Here is a 19,089-nt window from a genome sequence, read left to right on the forward strand (position 1 = left end):
GTTTATTAAAAATATAAGGAAAAGTCTCGTATGAATATGAGCATTAGAGTTTAAGAGGAGGTAATCGACTTATGAAGATGACATTTCAGCCAAAGAAAAGACAGCGTTCTAAGGTTCACGGCTTCAGAGCAAGAATGAGTTCTCCAGGTGGTAGAAAAGTTTTAGCTGCCAGAAGAGCTAAGGGAAGAGCTAAATTATCAGCATAATCTTTTTAGTCAATGGGCGAGAATGAAGCGAGTGCGTAAGGGATGGTCTTTTGACTGTCCCTTATTTTGCGTAAGAGATTTTATGACGAATGGAGTTTGAATATGAAAAGATTTCCTTCTATACATTCCAATAAAGATTTTCAAATAGTTTATCACAGGGGGAAATCTGCAGGGAATCGAACACTTGTCATGTATATTTTTCCAAATCAAACTGAAAAAAATCGGCTGGGAATATCGGTATCGAAGAAGGTGGGCAATAGCATTGTGCGTCACCGAATATCGAGGCAACTTCGGGAGATTTTTCGCTTGAATAGTGAAAAAGTTTTGCAAGGATACGAAATTGTGACAATTGTCAAGGTTGCAGCAGCAGATGCAGATTATCACAAATTGGAAGCGGCATATTTACATTTGTGTAAAATACAGGGGATTTTAAAATGATTCGAAATTTATTTGTATTTTTAATTCGTCTCTACCAAAAGTATCTTTCTCCTTTAAAGAGAAATACACATTGCATATACACACCTACCTGCTCGGAGTATGCAATTCAAGCATTACAAAAGCACGGCCTAGTCAAGGGTTCACTTTTAGCTGCTTGGAGAATTTTAAGATGCAATCCATTTGCAAAAGGTGGTTATGACCCTGTTCCATAGGGATAGATTGAATAACTTTAGGAGGTAAAAAATTGGATTTGACACTTTTAATGGAAACCAATGTAGTTGCTAGCTTTGGCTTCCACCCAATTCAATGGATTGGTCAGTTGCTTGGTGTCATCATGGATGGGATTTTTAGGGTAACAAGTGCCGTAGGAATTATGAACATTGGACTTTGTATTATTATCTTTACGATTTTAGTGAATGTCTTAATGATTCCACTGACAATCAAGCAGCAAAAATCACAAAAATTGATGGCGGTTATGCAACCAGAAATTCAAGCCATTCAAAAGAAGTATAAGGGAAAGCAGGACCAGCAATCCCTAGCTAGACAGCAGGCAGAAACGAGGGCAGTCTATGAAAAGTATGGCACGAGTATGGCCGGTGGTTGTCTTCCACTTGTGATCCAATTGCCAATTCTCTTTGGTCTATATCGTGTAATTTATAATATTCCTGCTTATGTTCCAAGTGTAAAGGTCTATTTTTCAAATGTGGCCAATGCATTGATGCAGCAGGGAGATTATGTCAATCAGATTGCAGATTTAGCAAAGGCTGCAAAGATGCCAATTGAGCGATATGATTATACCCAGGTAAATCACCTGATTAATTTGCTCTATAAATTTAATCCTGCAAACTGGACAAAATTAAAGGAAATTTTCCCGGCGTTACAGGATGTCCTTGCGGCCAATGTTCCAGCGATTGAGCGAATGAATTCTTTCTTGGGATTGAATTTATCTCAACAGCCATTTCAAGGATTTGTGCCAAATCCAGCGTGGATTATTCCAATTTTGTCTGGTTTGACCCAGTGGTATTCAACAAAACAGATGAGTCAGTCACAGTCTGCGGGAAATAATGATGAGAACATGATGGCTCAGCAGATGAAGACAATGAATACCATGATGCCATTGATGTCAGTATTTTTCTGTTTTACATTGCCAGCAGGTGTTGGCATTTACTGGATTGCCTCAGCACTTGCACGTATTATTATTCAGGCGATTGTCAATAATCACTTGAATAAAATTGATATGGAAACAATGGTACAGCAAAATATTGAGAAGGCAAATAAAAAGAGGGAGAAAAAGGGTCTACCTCCACAGACAGTAAGTAAGGCTGCAATTATCAATGCAAAAAACATTGAAAAAAGGCAGGAGGAAGAGGAGCACAAGCTCGAGGAGAAGAGAGAAAAATCGGCGATACAGGTAAAAGATTCTACAGAGTACTATAACAAAAATGCAAAGCCAGGATCGCTTTCGGCAAAGGCCAATATGGTGGCAAAATATGATGAAAAAGTTGCTGCTAAGAAGAGGAAGAATCAAAATCCAAATGATTAAGGAGGATTTCCATGGGAAAGGTCGTAGTTTCAGCGAAGACATATGATGAGGCCGTCACAAAGGCCCTAATTGAACTTTCAACAACCTCAGAACATGTGGAATTTAACGTGCTCGAAAAGGGAAGCAATGGTTTTTTGGGCATTGGAGCAAAACCTTGGATTATTGAGGCTAGCACAAAGCAAGAACAACCAAAGGATATCGAAGGGGCTGTACAAAAGCTGGTACAAGAAAAGGAGCCAGTGCTCGAAGTACTTGAGGTGAAGGAACCTGTGTTGGTGGCCAGTGAGGTGATGGATGGAATACAAGAACCTGAATTGCCAGAATTGGTTAAAGTGCAGGAAGAAAATGATGTGGAGGACTATGCGAGAACTTTTTTGACTGAACTTTTTGATGCAATGCACTTAAATGTCAGTTACCAAATGAACTATCAGCCAGATTTGAGAGCATTGGACATTGTTATGCTTAGCTCCGATGATATGGGTGGTGTTATTGGAAAAAGAGGGCAGACCCTTGATGCCTTGCAATATTTGGTCAGTTTGGTTGTGAACAAGCATACGAAGGAGTATGTGCGTGTCAAATTAGATACAGAAAATTACAGGGCAAAGCGCAGGGAAAAGCTGGATAGCTTGGCAAGAAGTATTGCGATTAAGGTAAAAAGATCGGGAGAAGAGATTGCATTGGAGCCGATGAACTCCTATGAAAGAAGGATTATTCACAGTGCATTGCAAAATCATACCCATGTGGCGACAAGGTCAGAGGGAGTAGATCCCCATCGCTTTGTTGTGATTTATCCGAAGAAGGGCCAAAGAACCAAAAGGACAAGAGAAAAATAATGTAGAGAGCCTTGTGAAAGAGGGCTGTTGAATTTTTGCACATGGCAGGAATTTAATGGCTCTCTTTTTGTATAGGAGGGAAAAATGAGAACGACAGATACAATTGCAGCAATTGCAACGCCAATGAGTGAAAGTGGAATCGGTATTGTCCGATTGAGTGGGGAAGACGCCATTGAAATTGCAGACAAAATTTTTCGTGGACGAAGACCACTAAAGGAAGAGAAAACCTATACCATACACTATGGACATGTTGTGGAAGATGGAGAAGTGATTGATGAGGTCTTGGTGATGTTAATACGTGCACCAAAGAGTTTCACAGGGGAAGACACGGTGGAGTTTGATTGTCACGGCGGAGTGTTGGTTGTGCAAAGAGTGTTGGAGGCTCTTTTGCGTGCAGGAGCCAATCTGGCAGAGCCAGGAGAATTTACCAAGCGAGCTTTTTTAAATGGCAAAATGGACTTGGCACAGGCCGAGGCCGTCATTGATATTATTGAAGCGAAGAATACCTATGCCTTACAATCAGGTATGCGACAATTGCGGGGCAGTTTGACGGAAAAAATTTCAAATTTGCGGGCAAAAATTTTGGAAGAGATTGCCTTTATTGAGGCTGCACTTGATGATCCGGAGCACTATAGTCTTGAGCATTATCCAAAAACATTGAAAAAAAAGTTAGCTCCTTGGATAGAAGAGATCAATGTACTGATTCGAAGCTATACTGATGGTGTAGTGATGAAGGAAGGCATTGATACGGTGATTCTTGGTCGTCCAAATGCGGGAAAATCCTCACTATTAAATTTATTGGCCAAGAAGGAAAGAGCCATTGTCACAGATATTGCAGGGACAACGAGAGATACTTTGACAGAACATATTAAAATGGCGGGCATTAGTTTAAATATTACAGATACCGCAGGAATCCGACAGAGCGAAGATGTTGTGGAGCAAATTGGGGTGAGTAAGGCAAAACTGGCAGCAGAGGATGCAGATCTTGTCCTTTGTGTGCTCGATGGATTGGAAGAATTGAGCGAAGATGATCGAGAGATTCTCCAGTCAATTCAAAATAAAAAGGCAATTGTGCTGGTCAATAAGTCGGATAAAGAAACGGTACTTCATTTAGACAAGGTTAGGGAGCACACAGCACACAAGGTCATTGCATTTTCTGCAAAGGAAGGGACGGGAAGTAAAGAGATGGAAGATGCAATTAAGGAAATGTTTTATCACGGAAAGATTAATTTTAATGATCAGGTTTATGTCACGAATATTCGTCACAAAGAATGCTTAGAGGAGGCAAAGGACTCATTGGAAATGGTATTACAGAGTATTGCCGAGGGACAGCCAGAAGACTTTTTTTCTATTGACTTACTCAATGCCTATGAATTGCTTGGAAGCATTACAGGAGAGACTATGGAAGATGATGTGGTCAATGAAATTTTTAGTAAATTTTGTATGGGAAAGTAGGTTTGAATATGACAGTAGTAGAAGAAAGTTATGATGTGGTGATTGTCGGGGCAGGGCATGCCGGTTGTGAGGCTGCACTCGCCTGTGCAAGACTCGGACTGGAGACCATTGTATTTACCATTAGTGTGGATGCCATTGCAATGATGCCGTGTAATCCCAATATTGGTGGAACATCCAAGGGACATCTTGTGCGAGAGCTTGATGCACTTGGTGGAGAGATGGGAAAGAATATTGATAAGACCTTTATACAATCAAAAATGCTCAATGCTTCCAAGGGACCTGCCGTTCACTCACTGCGTGCACAGGCGGATAAGCAGGCCTATTCCAATGCGATGAGAAAGGTAATGGAAAATACAGATCATTTGACCATTCGCCAGGGAGAGGTCACAGAATTGATTATTGAAAATAAAAAATGTGTAGGTGTAAAAACTTTTTCAGGTGCAATTTATCGGGCAAAGGCGGTAGTCCTTGCTACAGGAGTGTATTTGCGTTCTCGCTGTATTTATGGAGAAATTAGTGAGGAGACAGGACCAAATGGACTAAAAAATGCAAAGTATTTGACACAGTCTTTGATGGATGCGGGAATTAAAATGTATCGATTTAAGACAGGAACACCTGCACGTGTGGATGCACGCAGTATTGATTTTTCAAAAATGGAAGAGCAAAGAGGCGATGTCCCAGTAGTTCCATTTTCATTTACCACAGATCCAAAAAGTATTCAAAAAGAGCAAATTAGTTGTTGGTTGACCTATACAGGAAGTAAAACTCATGAGATGATCAGGGAAAATATTCATCGTTCACCGCTTTTTTCAGGGATGATTGAGGGAACGGGTCCAAGATATTGTCCTTCCATAGAGGACAAGGTGATGAAATTTGCAGATAAGGATCGACATCAGATTTTTGTGGAGCCAGAGGGACTTTATACCCATGAGATGTATTTGGGAGGGATGTCCTCTTCTCTTCCAGAGGATGTCCAATATGCAATGATTCACTCCGTGCCTGGACTTGAAAATGCAAAGATTGTCAGAAATGCCTATGCCATTGAGTATGATTGTATTGATGCTAGACAATTAAAGCTTTCCTTGGAATTTCGAGAGATTGAAGGACTCTTTTCGGGAGGGCAATTTAATGGAAGTTCTGGCTATGAGGAGGCCGCAGTACAGGGATTTATGGCAGGTGTCAATGCGGCGATGAAGGTTCTTGGTCGAGAGCGTTTTATTATTGACCGCTCACAGGGATATATTGGTGTGCTCATTGATGACCTTGTGACAAAAGAAAGTCATGAGCCCTATCGAATGATGACTTCTCGATCGGAGTATCGCCTCTTACTTCGTCAGGACAATGCAGATATGCGCTTGACAGAGATGGGCTATGAAATGGGATTGATTTCTGAAGAAAGATATCAGAAGTATTGCAAGAAGAAAGAAGCCATTGAAAAAGAAATCAAGCGATTGGAAGCCATTTATGTCGGAGCAGGGGAAAGGACACAGGAAGTTTTGCTTTCTCATGGGTCGACTCCACTACAGACAAGTGCAACGCTTGCAGAACTCATTCGAAGACCGGAATTAAATTATGAGGCGGTGAGAGATCTTGATCCAGAGCGAGAGGATCTGCCAAAGGATGTGTGTGATCAAGTCAATATCAATATTAAGTATGAGGGATATATTCGCAGGCAGGCACAGCAGGTTCGGCAATTTAAAAAATTAGAAAATAAGAAAATTCCAGTGGACATCGATTATCAAAAGGTCAATAGTCTTCGCATAGAGGCGGTTCAAAAGTTAGAGGCTGTGCGACCAGCATCTATTGGTCAGGCCTCAAGAATTTCTGGTGTTTCGCCAGCAGACATTACCGTGTTGATGGTGTACTTGGAAACTTTGCGGGGAGGAAAATCATGACAGAGGAGTTTAGACAGGAGTTGGAGGAGGGGCTGGCCACAATTCAATTGGCATTGAGTGAGGAACAGATGGAAAAGCTCTATCAATTTTACATTGACCTAATAGAAACCAATAAGGTGATGAATCTCACAGCCATCACGCAGAGAAGAGAAGTGATCTATAAGCATTTTATTGATAGCTTGGCCATTTATTCCTTTTGCCCAGAAATTTTTCAAGGTGGACGAGTGATCGATGTGGGCACAGGAGCTGGATTTCCTGGAATTCCACTGGCAATTGCATTTCCAAATACAAAATTTGTATTGTTGGATAGCCTCAACAAGAGAATCCAATTTATTCACAGTGTGAGTCAAAAATTGGAACTTAAAAATTTGGTGGCTGAACATGGAAGAGCAGAGGACTTTGCAAAAAATCCAGATTATCGAGAGCAATTTGACTATTGTGTGTCGAGAGCAGTTGCTAATCTTTCTACACTTTCGGAATATTGTCTACCCTTTGTAAAAGTTGGAGGATACTTTATTCCCTATAAATCAGGAGACATTAAAAGTGAAGTGGACAGTGCCAAGTTTGCACTCAAACTTTTAGGGGGAAAATTAAAGGAGATTCATCCCTTTATACTTGCAGGTGAAGAGGCAGGGCGATCCTTTGTCGTCATCAAAAAGTGCGAGAACACTGCGAAGAAATACCCAAGAAAGGCGGGGATGCCCGCCAAAGAACCTCTAGGTAAATAATGTTTCATGTGAAACATTACAAGTAAATATTGAGAAGTTGAAGCAACTCCCTTGGCAATTCTAGCTGTGGGAGTCGCTTGCATTTTGGAAGAATAGCTGACTCAATGGAGGGATTAATTTGGACCATTGATGCGATGGCCGAAACGCCATCAGAATCATTTTCACCAGCAATAAGAACAATATTGTGGTCGATGCAGGCTAGGGCCGGTTTGATGTTGAACTTTGTGTAGTTGCAAATAATGCTTGAGTGGACACTTCGAGGGAAGTCGCCACGATGAGCACTCTCGTAGTAGATGTCTTTTAGGAGCGCGGGGACAGCATAGGGATGATAAAAATTCTCTTCCACTTCGCGATCAATATTTTTTTTCGAGTAGGCAATGTTGTAGAGGAGATTTCCGAGCATGGGAAGTTGGAGTATAAACTTGTAGCTCTTTGCCCGCTTTCCAGGAATCTTCATCTCCTCTTCGGGACTTTTTGGAGAGATAAAAACCAAGTTGGCAAAGAGATCAGGATTATTCTTACAGGCTGTAATTACAGCACAAGCTGTTTCTCCTGTGGTCACAACATGAGTGCGCCTTCCAATTTCTGATTGAATAAAGTCACTGATCAATTGCATAAACAGTGGATTCGTGTAGGTTATATCTGGTTTTTCTGATCGGCCAAAGCCAATGAGGTCAGGGACATAGACAGTAAATTTTTTGGACAGTGAAGAAAGAACACGATCCCATTCGTAGCCAGAGGAAGTAGGGCAGAGGTCATGCAGAAGAAGTAGGGGACTTCCCTGTCCTGTCTTTGTATAATGAATCTTGCCAAGCCTCCACTTGTAGTAGAGCGAAGTGTCCGAATGCATGAGATGTTTTGAATGTGCCCGAACTTTAATGAATGTATTGATGGCACAAGTTCCAATAAAGGAAGTGGTGGCCAAAGTGAAAAGGGGGAGAAGTTTATGTCTTGCTTTCATAAATATATTCCTTTAATTATCTGTATTTAATCTTGTATTTATTTTAACACAGAGAAAATATGACTTCAATAGTATCTATGTTTCACGTGAAACATATGCTATAATAAGAGCGACATTCTAGGAGAGGTGAACGAGATGGGAAAAATTATTGCAATTGCAAATCAAAAGGGTGGCGTTGGAAAGACAACAACAGCAATCAATTTGGCAGCCGCACTCGCAGAGGCGGGGAAAAAAGTGCTGGCGATTGATTTTGATCCGCAGGGAAATATGTCCAGTGGTCTGGGAATTGAAAAAAATAAAGTGAGACAAAGCATATATGAGCTCTTGATGGGCTTGGCTAGATATGAAGAAGTCTTGGTTACAACAGAAACAGAGAATCTCTATTTATTGCCAGCTAATGTCAACCTGTCTGGTGCAGAAATTGAATTGCTTGATGTAGAGGATAGAGAAAAGGCATTGAAGCAAAAAATCGATCCCAAAAAGAATGATTTTGATTTTATGATTATTGACTGTCCACCGTCATTGAGTCTTTTGACAATTAATGCATTGACAGCAGCAGATAGCGTGTTGATTCCCATTCAATGCGAGTACTATGCACTTGAAGGAGTCAATCAAATGATAAAGACCATTCAATTATTGCGTCAAAAGCTCAATAAGAATTTAGTAATTGAAGGTGTTGCATTTACAATGTATGATGGAAGAAATCGATTGTCACAGCAGGTGGTGGAGAGTGTGAGTGAGGCCTTGTCCGAAAGAATATTTAAGACATTAATTCCAAGAAATGTCCGTTTGGCTGAGGCACCAAGCTATGGTATGTCTGTGCTCTCCTACGATAAGCGGTCAAGTGGTGCACAAAGTTATCGAAAATTAGCAGCAGAGATTTTGGAAGGATAAGAAAATGGCAAGAAAAGGACTTGGTAAGGGGCTGGGTGCGATTTTTGGAAGTGATATCAGTGTGGAGAAAAATGAAAATGCCACAGGGACTTTGATGGTAGACATCAATTTTGTGGAGCCAAATAAAAATCAGCCAAGAAAAGATTTTCGAAAAGAAGATTTGGAAGAGTTAACCAATTCAGTAAAACAATATGGAATTATTCAGCCAATTATTGTGAAGAAAAAAGACAATCAGCTCTATGAAATTATCGCAGGAGAGAGAAGATGGCGTGCAGCAAAGTCCGCAGGACTTGAGGAAGTCCCGATTGTTGTCAGAGAATTGTCTGAGAGAGAGGCCATGGAAATTTCGATTATTGAGAATGTACAGAGGTCAGATTTAAATCCGATTGAGGAGGCACTCGGCTATCAAGTCTTGATGAAGGAATATGGTCTTAAGCAGGAAGAGGTGGCAAAAAAGGTGGCAAAAAGTAGAGTAACCATTGCCAATGCACTTCGACTTTTAAAACTTAGCGAGCCAATTCAGAAAATGATGATTGAGGGAAAGCTTTCCTCTGGTCATGCCAGAGCCCTCCTTTCCATAGAAGATTCTAGTTTGCAGTATAAAGTAGCAAAAGAAGTTATTGATCGGGGACTGAGTGTGCGAGAGGTTGAACAAAGGGCCAAGGAGCATGCGAAGTCCAGACCAGATAAAAAAGGAAAAGAAAAGAATGCAAATCTGCTCTACTACAGGGAGTATGAAAATTGCTTTCAGGAAATTTTGGGAACAAAGGTGCACATCCATCAAAAGGATAAGAACAAGGGACGCATAGAAATTGATTATTATTCCCAAGCTGAGCTAGAGCGAATCATGGATTTGATGCGTAGTATTGCAGAATAGGACGGAGGAGAAGATGAATAACTATTTACTCTACACGGTGATGGGTGTGAGCATTGTCATTTCGATATCATTATTAATTGCTTTTATCTTGTTGATCTTTCGCTATCAAAAGCTTTATCGTGCCTATGATCTATTTATGCGAGGCAAGGCAGCAGAGAGTCTAGAGGGAACAATTACAGAGTTAAAATTACAACTACAGGATTTAAAGAGTGAGGATAGAGCGAATAAGGATGCCATTCGTGCACTCAATCGAAATCAAAGATCATCTTATCAAAAATTTGGAATAGTCAAGTATAATGCCTTCAAGGGAATGGGTGGAAATTTAAGCTTTGTGATTGCTCTACTTGATTATACAAACTCTGGATTTGTTCTCAATTCTGTTCATTCTAAGGAAGGATGTTTTATCTATGTAAAGATTGTCGATCACGGGCAGACAGAGGTTTTGCTTGGCAGCGAGGAGAGAGAAGCTCTTGAGCAGGCTTTAGGTTATGTGGAGAGACAGCCAGATATCTAATGTTTCACGTGAAACATCAAAAAGAAAACAGCGTACAAAAAATCCTAGCAAGAATAAGTTTTTTAACTGATCACTTGCTAGGATTTTTATATTATACTCTATAAAATTCTATCATTTTAGAAGTTGACATCGCTATCATAGTAGCAAGCCTTCAATAACTCTTCCATTTCTGTCTGGGTTGGAATGCGAGGATTCGATCCTGTACAAGCATCGGCAATTGCATTCTTTGCAATCTCAGGGAGACGCTCTAAGAAAGTCTTCTCGTCAACAAATCCTTGGTCTGCAAAGAGTGCATCCTTTCCGTAGTGCTGGATGCAATGTGGCATATGCAAATCATCATTCATTCCACGAAGGTACTGAATCAAAAGTTTTACTTTTTCATCATCAGAATTTCCACCGAGGTTCATGACATCAGCAATCTTTGCATAGCGAGCCTTTGCAGTCGCATCCTTTGCATTGAAGGCAATAACCTTTGGAAGGTACATAGCATTGGCACTGCCATGAACAATATGAGCACCAAGGTCAGCGAAGACCGCACCTGTCTTGTGGGCCATGGAGTGAACAATACCTAAAAGGGCATTTGAAAATGCCATACCAGCAAGGCACTGTGCATCATGCATCTTATCTCTAGCGTCCATATCCTGATTGTAAGATTTTACAAGATTTGCCTGAATCAATTCAATTGCATGAAGGGCCAATGGATCGCTGTATTCGCAATTTGCTGTTGAAACATAGGCTTCAATCGCATGAGTCATTGCGTCCATACCTGTTTGAGCAACAAGTTTTACAGGCATTGTGTGGGCAAGCTCTGGGTCGACAATGGCAACATCCGGAGTGATTTCAAAGTCAGCGATTGGGTACTTAATTCCCTTTTCGTAATCAGTGATAATAGAAAAGGCCGTAACCTCAGTTGCTGTACCTGAAGTAGAAGAGATTGCACAAAAATGAGCTTTTCTTCTGAGTTTTGGAAGACCAAATACCTTGCACATATCTTCAAATGAGATATCTGGATACTCGTATTTAATCCACATGGCCTTTGCGGCATCAATTGGAGAACCGCCACCGATGGCAACAATCCAATCTGGACCAAATTCTTCCATAGCCTTTGCACCCTTCATTACAGTTTCAACAGATGGATCAGATTCAATGCCCTCATAGAGCTTTACTTCCATACCTGCTTCCTTTAAATAGTCAACGGTTTTATCAAGGAAACCGCCTCTTTTCATTGAGCCACCGCCAACGCAAACCATGGCTTTCTTTCCTGTAAATGTTTTTAGTGCTTCGAGTGCACCCTTTCCGTGATAAAGATCTCTTGGTAATGTAAAACGCATATTGACTCCTCCTCTTAATGTTAAAAAAATATCAACAATTTCATTATAGTACGGTTGTTAATAAATGTCAATGTTTATCTATGAGATAAATAGAAAATATACAAAGTATAAAAAAATTTTATTTGACTTTATGTAATTGCTTTGTTATACTGTGCACAGACGGCAAAGGAGCCCAAACAAGGGTGAACTTTGCTTTTTTTATCATATTTGAGGAGGATGTTCCAATGTCATATGTAGATGAAGTTTATGAGAGAGTGACCGCACAAAATCCAAACGAGCCAGAGTTCCATCAGGCTGTAAAGGAAGTATTGGATTCATTGAAGTTAGTGATTGAGGCAAATGAGGATCTCTATCGCAAGAATGGTGTCTTGGAGAGATTTGTTGAGCCAGAGAGAATTATTTCGTTTAGAGTGCCATGGGTTGATGACAATGGCAATGTGCAGGTAAATAAGGGATACAGAGTACAATTTAACAACTCCATCGGTGCATACAAGGGAGGTCTTCGTTTCCACCCAACAGTAAACCAATCAATCTTAAAGTTCTTAGGATTTGAGCAGGTATTGAAGAATTCACTCACAGGACTTCCTATGGGTGGCGGAAAAGGTGGATCAAACTTCGATCCTAAGGGAAAGTCAGACCGTGAGGTTATGGCTTTTTGCCAGAGCTTTATGACAGAGTTATTTAAGCATATCGGCAAGGATGAGGATGTTCCAGCTGGTGATATTGGTGTAGGCGGAAGAGAGATCGGATATCTCTTTGGTCAGTACAAGAGATTGACCACAACATTTGAGGGTGTTCTCACAGGTAAGGGAATTCCATTTGGCGGTTCTTTGACAAGAACAGAGGCTACAGGTTATGGCTTGATCTATATTCTTGATGAGATGTTAAAGGCCAATGGCAAGAAGATCGAAGGACAGACTGCTGTTGTCACAGGATCTGGTAATGTTGCCATCTATGCCGTACAAAAGATTCAGTCTCTTGGTGCAAAGGTTGTCGCTATGTGCGATTCTAACGGATATATCTACGATCCAAATGGCATTCAGCTTGATGTTGTAAAGGATATCAAGGAAGTTAAGCGTGGAAGAATCAGCGAGTACGCTGACCGTGTATCTGGTGCTACTTATACAGAGGGCAAGGGCATTTGGAATGTAAAGTGCGATATCTTCCTTCCATGTGCAACACAGAACGAGCTCGATGTTGAAGGTGCAAAGGCCCTTGTTGCTAATGGTTGCTTTGCAGTTGCAGAGGGTGCAAATATGCCAACAACATTGGAGGCTACACTTTACCTTCAGCAAAATGGAGTGCTCTTTATGCCTGGTAAGGCTGCAAATGCAGGTGGTGTTGCCGTATCTGGTCTTGAGCAGAGTCAGAATGCAATGAGACTTTCTTGGACATTTGAGGAAGTGGACAACAGATTAAAGAACATTATGACAGATATCTTTAAGAAGACAGATGAGGCTGCTAAGAAGTACGGCGTAGCTGGAAACTATGTAGCTGGTGCAAATATCGCTGGATTTGAGAAGGTTGCTAGTGCAATGATTTCACAGGGTACTGTATAATTCAATGTAAGGGCAATAGTTTAGTTAATGGATCCCATATTGACCGATTGGTCGGTATGGGATCTATTTTGTATATAAAAAGTAATAAAAGGAGGTGAATAGATGCACAAATATTTAAAGAGCATAGGATTTTCGCATTACCAAAAGAGGAGTGATATTCACAATTTGCTTGAACAATTGCAGGTAGAAAATAGACATCGTGCCATTTTTGTTCCGATGGAAAATGGAGAGAAATTTTGGGAAATTCGTGCAGAGGTTGACAAAAATATTGGAATCTGTATGTCAGGCTATGTCGATGAAAGAGGAGAATTCATCAGAGAAATTTATTTTCCCTATGGTTTCAGTGAAGAAATGAGTATTCATTCTTCCTGTACTGTGCAAAGGCATATTGACAATGAGCAATATTCGGGAATGCTGGAAGATGGACGGCTTGGAATGAGTCTTATTTTTCGAGTCAGCAATGTGGCAAAGTATTTAGAAAAGAGAAGAAATAATCTTTCTGTGCAAATCGATGGTGTTGGGCTCTTTGCTTGGACAGACAAGGCAACCATCCTTCTTCCTGTGCAAAAGACAAAGGAGCAAATCAACATTGCAAGGGAAAGAAGTGTGAAGAGGACACTTTTAATGAATGCTTTGAGGAATGATATGGAGGAGGTCATTGAGCAATTGTCAATGGAAGAGATGGAAATCTACAGTAATGCGACAAGGCGACTAGAGACTGAGGATCTCTATAGCATTGTCGACAATTCCTTCATTCCTCATGGAGTTGAATGTGATATTTATTTGCTTCTTGGAGAAATTGTGCACATAGAAGAGAAGAGAAATGCTCTGACTATGGAAGAACTCTATGACCTAACTGTGGAATGTAATCATATCTTTTTTCATCTTGGTGTTTTAAAGCAGAGTCTACGAGGAGAACCAGCAGTGGGAAGAAGAATTAAGGCAAAAATCTGGTTACAGGGAAATCTACATTTTTCAGACGAAAATTAATGTTTTTTGGCGAGGGATTTGACATAGCGATCGAAGTCGATATTGCTAAGTTCAGGTCGCTCGCTTTTTGCTTTGCGGTATTGTGATGGCGTGATGTGATATTGCCGTTTAAATGCCTTTGAAAATACAGACAATCCATCATATCCACAGGAGTAGGCAATATGCTCAATGGGAAGATGAAAGTCACTCAAGAGATTGCAGGCCTTGGTGAGTTTAAAGTGAGTGATATATTCCTGTGGCGAAAATCCCAAATCTTTTTTGAAGAGAAAAAACAAATAATTCCTTGTAATTCCTAGGTAGTTGGCAACATCGGAAACTTTGACTTGGTTGAAGTAATTTTGTTGAATGAATTCAATGGCTCGCATGAGGTAGCTATTGTCATTTGATGCGTAGACTACTTTTTTTGAGCAATCCAGTTGGGGGCTGAGCAGAGAAAGAAAAGCATAGAACAATGACTTTCTCTTTAATTCCTGTGCAAAACTTGAGGAATCAGTGGAAAGAATTTCTTCTACAATCTGGATTAATTTTTGATGCTCATCACTGTGAAAAATAGGATATTCTCTGTCTAATCCCATGCGTGATAAATATTCTGGAATTTTGTTGCCATGAAATCCAATCCAAAGATATTTCCATGGGGCTTGAAAATTCGCTTGATAAAAAGTCATCATATCAGGAAAAATTAAAAAGGCATCACCAGTGTGAAGGGAAAATTCTTGGTCTTGACAGAGATATTTCCCCTGTCCACTGATAATGTAGTGAATAATATAGGTGGGACGAACAGATGGCCCATAGGAATGCCCTGAACCACAATTTTCTATGCCAGCAAAACAAATCGAACAATCGGATGCGGTGTGGTCCGAAAATATTTTATATTGATCTTTTTTCATAAATTCTCCTCAAAATAGTTTTTATATAGTTTACAATGGAAGAAAAAAACAAACAACATTTTGGCAAAAAAATATAACATTTTTGCTTGTTGATATAAAAAAAAGGTCATAGAATGTGATTAATAAAGGGAAATGAAGTAAGGAAAGGAGATTGAAATGATAAAATTTAACGAAAAGTTAAAGACATTTACTTTAGAAACAAAAAAGTCTAGCTATCAAATGAAGGTCGATGAGCTTGGTTATCTTTTACACACATGGTATGGCAAGAAGATTGATGCAAATGATGATCTCAGTGATGTAATTTTAAAGGTTGATCGAGGGTTTTCGGGAAATCCCTATGAGACGATGGATAGGGGATATTCTCTCGATGTCCTCCCACAGGAATATTCAACTTATGGAAATGGCGATTACAGGGTAAGTACGATAGAGGTCATTCACCCTGATGGAAGTAATGTTCTTGATTTGAAGTATCAAGAGCATAAAATTTACAGGGGAAAGTATGCACTCGATGGACTTCCTGCATTTTTTTGGAATGAAGAAGATGGTGAGACTTTAGTGATTACATTAAAGGATACTTTGACCAATATTTATATTGAGCTCTATTACGGCGTGTTGGAAAAAGATGACATCATCACAAGAGCAGTGCGTATTGTCAATGACTCAAAGGACAAGGTGAGTGTCAATCGAGCAATGAGTAGTTGCCTAGATTTTATTGATGGAAGGTTTGATTGTATTCATTTCTACGGAAAGCATGCGATGGAGAGAGAGTTTCAGAGAACAAGTCTTTCTCATGGACGCTTTTGCATTGGAAGTAGCCGTGGGACTTCAAGCCATCATCACAATCCTTTTGTCATTCTTGCTCGACCTGAGACAACTGAAGTTTCGGGAGACTGTTATGGAATGGGGCTTGTCTACAGTGGATCATTTGAAATAACAGCAGAAGTTGACCAAGTGAATCAGACAAGGGTTGTTGCAGGTGTCAATGGTGAACAATTTTTCTATGTCCTCTCTAGTGGAGAGAGTGTAACTTTGCCAGAAGTTGTTTTGACCTATTCTTCCCATGGATTTGAAGAGATGACACATCACTATCACGATGCCATCCGCAATCATCTTCTTCGCGGCGAATATGTGCATAAGCACAGACCAATTCTCATCAATAACTGGGAGGCAACCTATTTTGACTTTACAGGAGAAAAGATTTTTGACATTGCAAAGAAGGCTTCAAGCCTTGGTATTGAGATGTTGGTTCTTGATGATGGCTGGTTTGGTCAAAGAGATGACGACTGTGGTGGCCTTGGCGATTGGTACGTCAATGAGAAAAAATTGGGTTGCACATTGAAAGAGCTTGTGGATAAGATCAATGAACTTGGCATGAAATTTGGTATTTGGTTTGAGCCAGAAATGATTAATGAAAAATCTAATCTCTACCAACTTCATCCAGATTGGATGGTTCGTGTGCCAGGAAGAAAGGGAACCAAAGCGAGGGAGCAGTATGTCCTTGATTATACGAGAAAAGATGTTGTCGATGAAATTGAAAAGATGATGAGATCCATTATCGACTCTGCAAATATTGAATATATCAAATGGGATATGAATCGAAGTCTTGCCGCAGTCTACTCGGCCCAGCTTAGTCCAGAGCATATGGGAGAATTCCACTATCGCTATGTCCTTGGGCTCTACTCGCTCTTAGAGCGTTTGACTCAGCGTTATCCTCATATTCTATTTGAGGGCTGTTCTGGTGGCGGTGGTCGCTACGATCTTGGAATGATGTATTTTCACCCACAGATTTGGTGCTCCGATGACACCGATGCCATTGAAAGACTAAAAATTCAATATGGCAGTTCCTTCCTCTATCCTATTGGATGTGCAGGTTCTCATGTGTCCGCAGTGCCAAACCATCAAACAGGAAGAAAGACACCATTTGAGACAAGAGCAACCGTTGCCATGGCGGGAAGCTTTGGCTATGAGCTCGATTTAAATAAGGTCTCTGAAAAAGAGCAGGAGGCAGTAAAGGCTCAGGTTGAAGAATACAAGAGAGTCGATCAACTGGTGCATGAGGGAGATTACTATCGCCTCAATAGTCCATATGATCACAGTCGCTGTTGTGCATGGGAATTTATGTCAAAGGACAAGGAGGAGGGATTTTTGTGTGCAGTGATGCAGCAACTTGAGGCCAACCCATCTCCAGTCTATATCTATCCAAGAGGACTTGAGGAAGGTGCACGCTATGAGATTAATGGCACCATCCGATCAGCAAGTACTTGGATGAACGCAGGCGTTCTTCTTCCAGTAGCAGTGGAGGAGTATCAAAGTTTTCGCTGGATGATTAGGAAAGTAAAATAAAGAGAACCATCATTGTAATGATCAATAACAAACAGGCGTGTGAAAAAATAAGTTCACACGCCTGCTTTGTGTTTACCTGTAAGGATTATTTTTTAATTGACAGAAAAGAAGTTGTTGAGGCTTAAGGGATCAGTTTGGCTGACCAATTTTCCCTTGATTGATTGCTTGATTGATTCCCTTGATTTAATACTTGATTATTACTTGATTTAGACGGGGAAAAAATGTAGAGTTTAAGCCATTTGCATGGGGAAAAGGACATAGAGAAATTCCAGAAAGGACATAGAGAAATTCCAGAAAGGACATAGAAAAATTCCACAAAGGGCATAGAGAAATTCCAGAAAGGGCATAGAGAAATTCCAGAAAGGACATAGAGAAATTCCAGAAAGGGCATAGAGAAATTCCAGAAAGGGCATAGAGAAATTCCACAAAGGGCATAGAGAAATTCCATAAAAGACATAATAATAATTTACATATATGACCTATTATGCTATGATAAGTAAAAGAGTCATTGTAACGAATATAGAGGGGAGTCATTATGGCAAAGAGTAAAGAAGGATCTCCTATTATTGGAATTAGAAAAAATTTGGTAGATCGACTTGTTGTACAAAAATCTAATCCATTGTATGGCTTGTGGAGATCGGAGCTATCTCTTGCGGAGTTCAAAATACTTGACACTTATCTTTCTAGAATTAATAGTCATGATCCTGAGCATCGCACAGTTTGCTTTGAAAAAGGTGAAATAGAAGAATTACTAGAAGTGAGGAAAATCAATATTGTAGAGTTGAAAAAAAGATTAAATCATCTAGGAATAATGGTTCCTGTAGATGATCCAATCAATGATAAAAAATTTCGTTTAATTTCTCTCTTTGAGCGTGCGGATTGTGAGCAGGAGGAGAGTGGAGTATGGCAAGTATATTTGACATGTACGCCATCGGCAATGAAATATATCTTCAATATTGAAGATATGGGATATTTTCGCTATAAGCTTCGAGTAATTGCGTCTTTGCGTTCAAGATATAGTTATATCTTATTTTTATATCTTGAAAAAAATCGGAGTATGCATATGAAATGGGAGATCAATGTAGATGAACTTCGTATACTTCTTAGAGCAGACAGTGAAACCTATCAGACTTATAAGAGATTTAACGATCTAATTTTGAAACCTGTGCAAAAAGAATTGAATAAAAAAACAGATTGTCAATTTACCTATGAACCAATAAGAAAGGGGAGAAAGATAATCTCTATACGATTTTTGTTGAAGCCAATTAGAAAAGAAGTTATGGAGAAAGAAACGATTCAATCTGATAAGATTAGAGGAGTAAGGGAATATACAGAGCTAGAGTTTGAAAATCGCCGAGATAAAATTTGCCATGGTTTTTCAGATCTTGAATTTGAGGGATTTACAGATGAGCAATTGAGATTTCTAAAAGAATTGGGATGGCCAAGGATGTGTGCATCTGATCTAAAAAAACATGAAGAGGCACTAGGTTCTACAAATTTGGCGTATGAATATGCAACTGCTGATTATTTGAGAAGGGTGATTTCTTTAGCAAAAACTAGAAATCCAAAGAATCTTTTTTTGTATGTCAAAAAAGTAATAGAAAATGAGTGGTAAGGTGTGAACTATTTTTTGTA

General features: G+C 39.9%; 18 protein-coding genes. 15 read left to right on the forward strand and 3 right to left on the reverse strand.

Going from position 1 to position 19,089, the window contains the following annotated elements; all coding sequences use genetic code 11:
- Window positions 1–71 precede the first annotated feature (71 nt).
- The 8 genes from rpmH (at window position 72) to rsmG (ending at window position 7,098) form a co-directional block, all read left to right on the forward strand.
- The gene (rpmH, locus tag J5A74_03680; GenBank protein ID QUI96421.1) at window positions 72–206 is read left to right on the forward strand and encodes a 50S ribosomal protein L34; all 135 of its coding nucleotides are present in this window, start codon (window positions 72–74) and stop codon (window positions 204–206) included.
- A gap of 102 nt (window positions 207–308) precedes the next feature.
- Window positions 309–644, forward strand: a complete 336-nt coding sequence (gene rnpA, locus J5A74_03685; GenBank protein ID QUI96422.1) for a ribonuclease P protein component — start codon at window positions 309–311, stop codon at window positions 642–644.
- Window positions 641–856 carry a membrane protein insertion efficiency factor YidD gene (gene yidD, locus J5A74_03690; GenBank protein ID QUI96423.1) on the forward strand — a complete coding sequence of 72 codons (216 nt, stop codon included), beginning with the start codon at window positions 641–643 and terminating at the stop codon, window positions 854–856. Before rnpA ends, yidD begins: the two co-directional genes overlap by 4 nt.
- 50 nt (window positions 857–906) lie before the next feature.
- On the forward strand, window positions 907–2,187 hold the full coding sequence (locus tag J5A74_03695) for a YidC/Oxa1 family membrane protein insertase (protein ID QUI96810.1): 1,281 nt from the start codon (window positions 907–909) through the stop codon (window positions 2,185–2,187).
- Between the two features lie 11 nt (window positions 2,188–2,198).
- Complete coding sequence (locus J5A74_03700; GenBank protein QUI96424.1) at window positions 2,199–3,020, forward strand: protein jag; 822 nt, start codon at window positions 2,199–2,201, stop codon at window positions 3,018–3,020.
- A gap of 84 nt (window positions 3,021–3,104) precedes the next feature.
- Window positions 3,105–4,475: a tRNA uridine-5-carboxymethylaminomethyl(34) synthesis GTPase MnmE gene (gene mnmE / locus J5A74_03705; protein QUI96425.1), complete on the forward strand. Its 1,371-nt coding sequence runs from the start codon at window positions 3,105–3,107 to the stop codon at window positions 4,473–4,475.
- A gap of 8 nt (window positions 4,476–4,483) precedes the next feature.
- Entirely contained in the window at window positions 4,484–6,370 is a 1,887-nt protein-coding gene (gene mnmG, locus J5A74_03710) for a tRNA uridine-5-carboxymethylaminomethyl(34) synthesis enzyme MnmG (protein QUI96426.1), read from the forward strand.
- Window positions 6,367–7,098 (forward strand): 16S rRNA (guanine(527)-N(7))-methyltransferase RsmG, encoded by a 732-nt coding sequence (rsmG, locus tag J5A74_03715; GenBank protein ID QUI96427.1) that lies wholly within the window; start codon window positions 6,367–6,369, stop codon window positions 7,096–7,098. Before mnmG ends, rsmG begins: the two co-directional genes overlap by 4 nt.
- Window positions 7,099–7,114: 16 nt before the next feature.
- On the opposite strand, the gene J5A74_03720 is transcribed toward rsmG, so the two are convergent.
- Window positions 7,115–8,059, reverse strand: coding sequence for an alpha/beta fold hydrolase (locus J5A74_03720; protein ID QUI96428.1), 945 nt, complete (start codon window positions 8,057–8,059; stop codon window positions 7,115–7,117).
- A 135-nt stretch (window positions 8,060–8,194) separates the two neighbouring features.
- Between J5A74_03720 and J5A74_03725 the strand changes: the two genes are divergently transcribed.
- Genes J5A74_03725 through J5A74_03735 form a run of 3 tightly spaced genes read left to right on the forward strand, consistent with a single transcriptional unit; the run spans window position 8,195 to window position 10,344 of the window.
- The gene (locus tag J5A74_03725; protein QUI96429.1) at window positions 8,195–8,953 is read left to right on the forward strand and encodes a ParA family protein; all 759 of its coding nucleotides are present in this window, start codon (window positions 8,195–8,197) and stop codon (window positions 8,951–8,953) included.
- Window positions 8,954–8,957: 4 nt separating this feature from the next.
- Window positions 8,958–9,830, forward strand: coding sequence for a ParB/RepB/Spo0J family partition protein (locus J5A74_03730; GenBank protein ID QUI96430.1), 873 nt, complete (start codon window positions 8,958–8,960; stop codon window positions 9,828–9,830).
- A gap of 13 nt (window positions 9,831–9,843) precedes the next feature.
- Window positions 9,844–10,344 carry a DUF4446 family protein gene (locus tag J5A74_03735; protein ID QUI96431.1) on the forward strand — a complete coding sequence of 167 codons (501 nt, stop codon included), beginning with the start codon at window positions 9,844–9,846 and terminating at the stop codon, window positions 10,342–10,344.
- Window positions 10,345–10,460: 116 nt separating this feature from the next.
- On the opposite strand, the gene J5A74_03740 is transcribed toward J5A74_03735, so the two are convergent.
- Complete coding sequence (locus J5A74_03740; GenBank protein ID QUI96432.1) at window positions 10,461–11,675, reverse strand: iron-containing alcohol dehydrogenase; 1,215 nt, start codon at window positions 11,673–11,675, stop codon at window positions 10,461–10,463.
- A 224-nt stretch (window positions 11,676–11,899) separates the two neighbouring features.
- Between J5A74_03740 and gdhA the strand changes: the two genes are divergently transcribed.
- Window positions 11,900–13,234 carry an NADP-specific glutamate dehydrogenase gene (gdhA, locus tag J5A74_03745; GenBank protein ID QUI96433.1) on the forward strand — a complete coding sequence of 445 codons (1,335 nt, stop codon included), beginning with the start codon at window positions 11,900–11,902 and terminating at the stop codon, window positions 13,232–13,234.
- A gap of 102 nt (window positions 13,235–13,336) precedes the next feature.
- The gene (locus J5A74_03750; GenBank protein QUI96434.1) at window positions 13,337–14,224 is read left to right on the forward strand and encodes a DUF3881 family protein; all 888 of its coding nucleotides are present in this window, start codon (window positions 13,337–13,339) and stop codon (window positions 14,222–14,224) included.
- Here the strand turns inward: J5A74_03750 and J5A74_03755 are convergent.
- On the reverse strand, window positions 14,221–15,111 hold the full coding sequence (locus J5A74_03755; GenBank protein ID QUI96435.1) for an AraC family transcriptional regulator: 891 nt from the start codon (window positions 15,109–15,111) through the stop codon (window positions 14,221–14,223). The two genes, J5A74_03750 and J5A74_03755, sit on opposite strands and share 4 nt — an antisense overlap.
- A 156-nt stretch (window positions 15,112–15,267) precedes the next feature.
- Between J5A74_03755 and J5A74_03760 the strand changes: the two genes are divergently transcribed.
- Both J5A74_03760 and J5A74_03765 read left to right on the forward strand, forming a co-directional pair.
- On the forward strand, window positions 15,268–17,454 hold the full coding sequence (locus tag J5A74_03760) for an alpha-galactosidase (GenBank protein ID QUI96436.1): 2,187 nt from the start codon (window positions 15,268–15,270) through the stop codon (window positions 17,452–17,454).
- Window positions 17,455–17,989: 535 nt separating this feature from the next.
- Window positions 17,990–19,069, forward strand: a complete 1,080-nt coding sequence (locus J5A74_03765) for a replication initiation protein (GenBank protein QUI96437.1) — start codon at window positions 17,990–17,992, stop codon at window positions 19,067–19,069.
- Window positions 19,070–19,089 lie beyond the last annotated feature (20 nt).

It is taken from the genome of Lachnospiraceae bacterium oral taxon 096 (assembly GCA_018141845.1).
Classification (GTDB): Bacteria; Bacillota; Clostridia; order Lachnospirales; family Lachnospiraceae; genus F0428.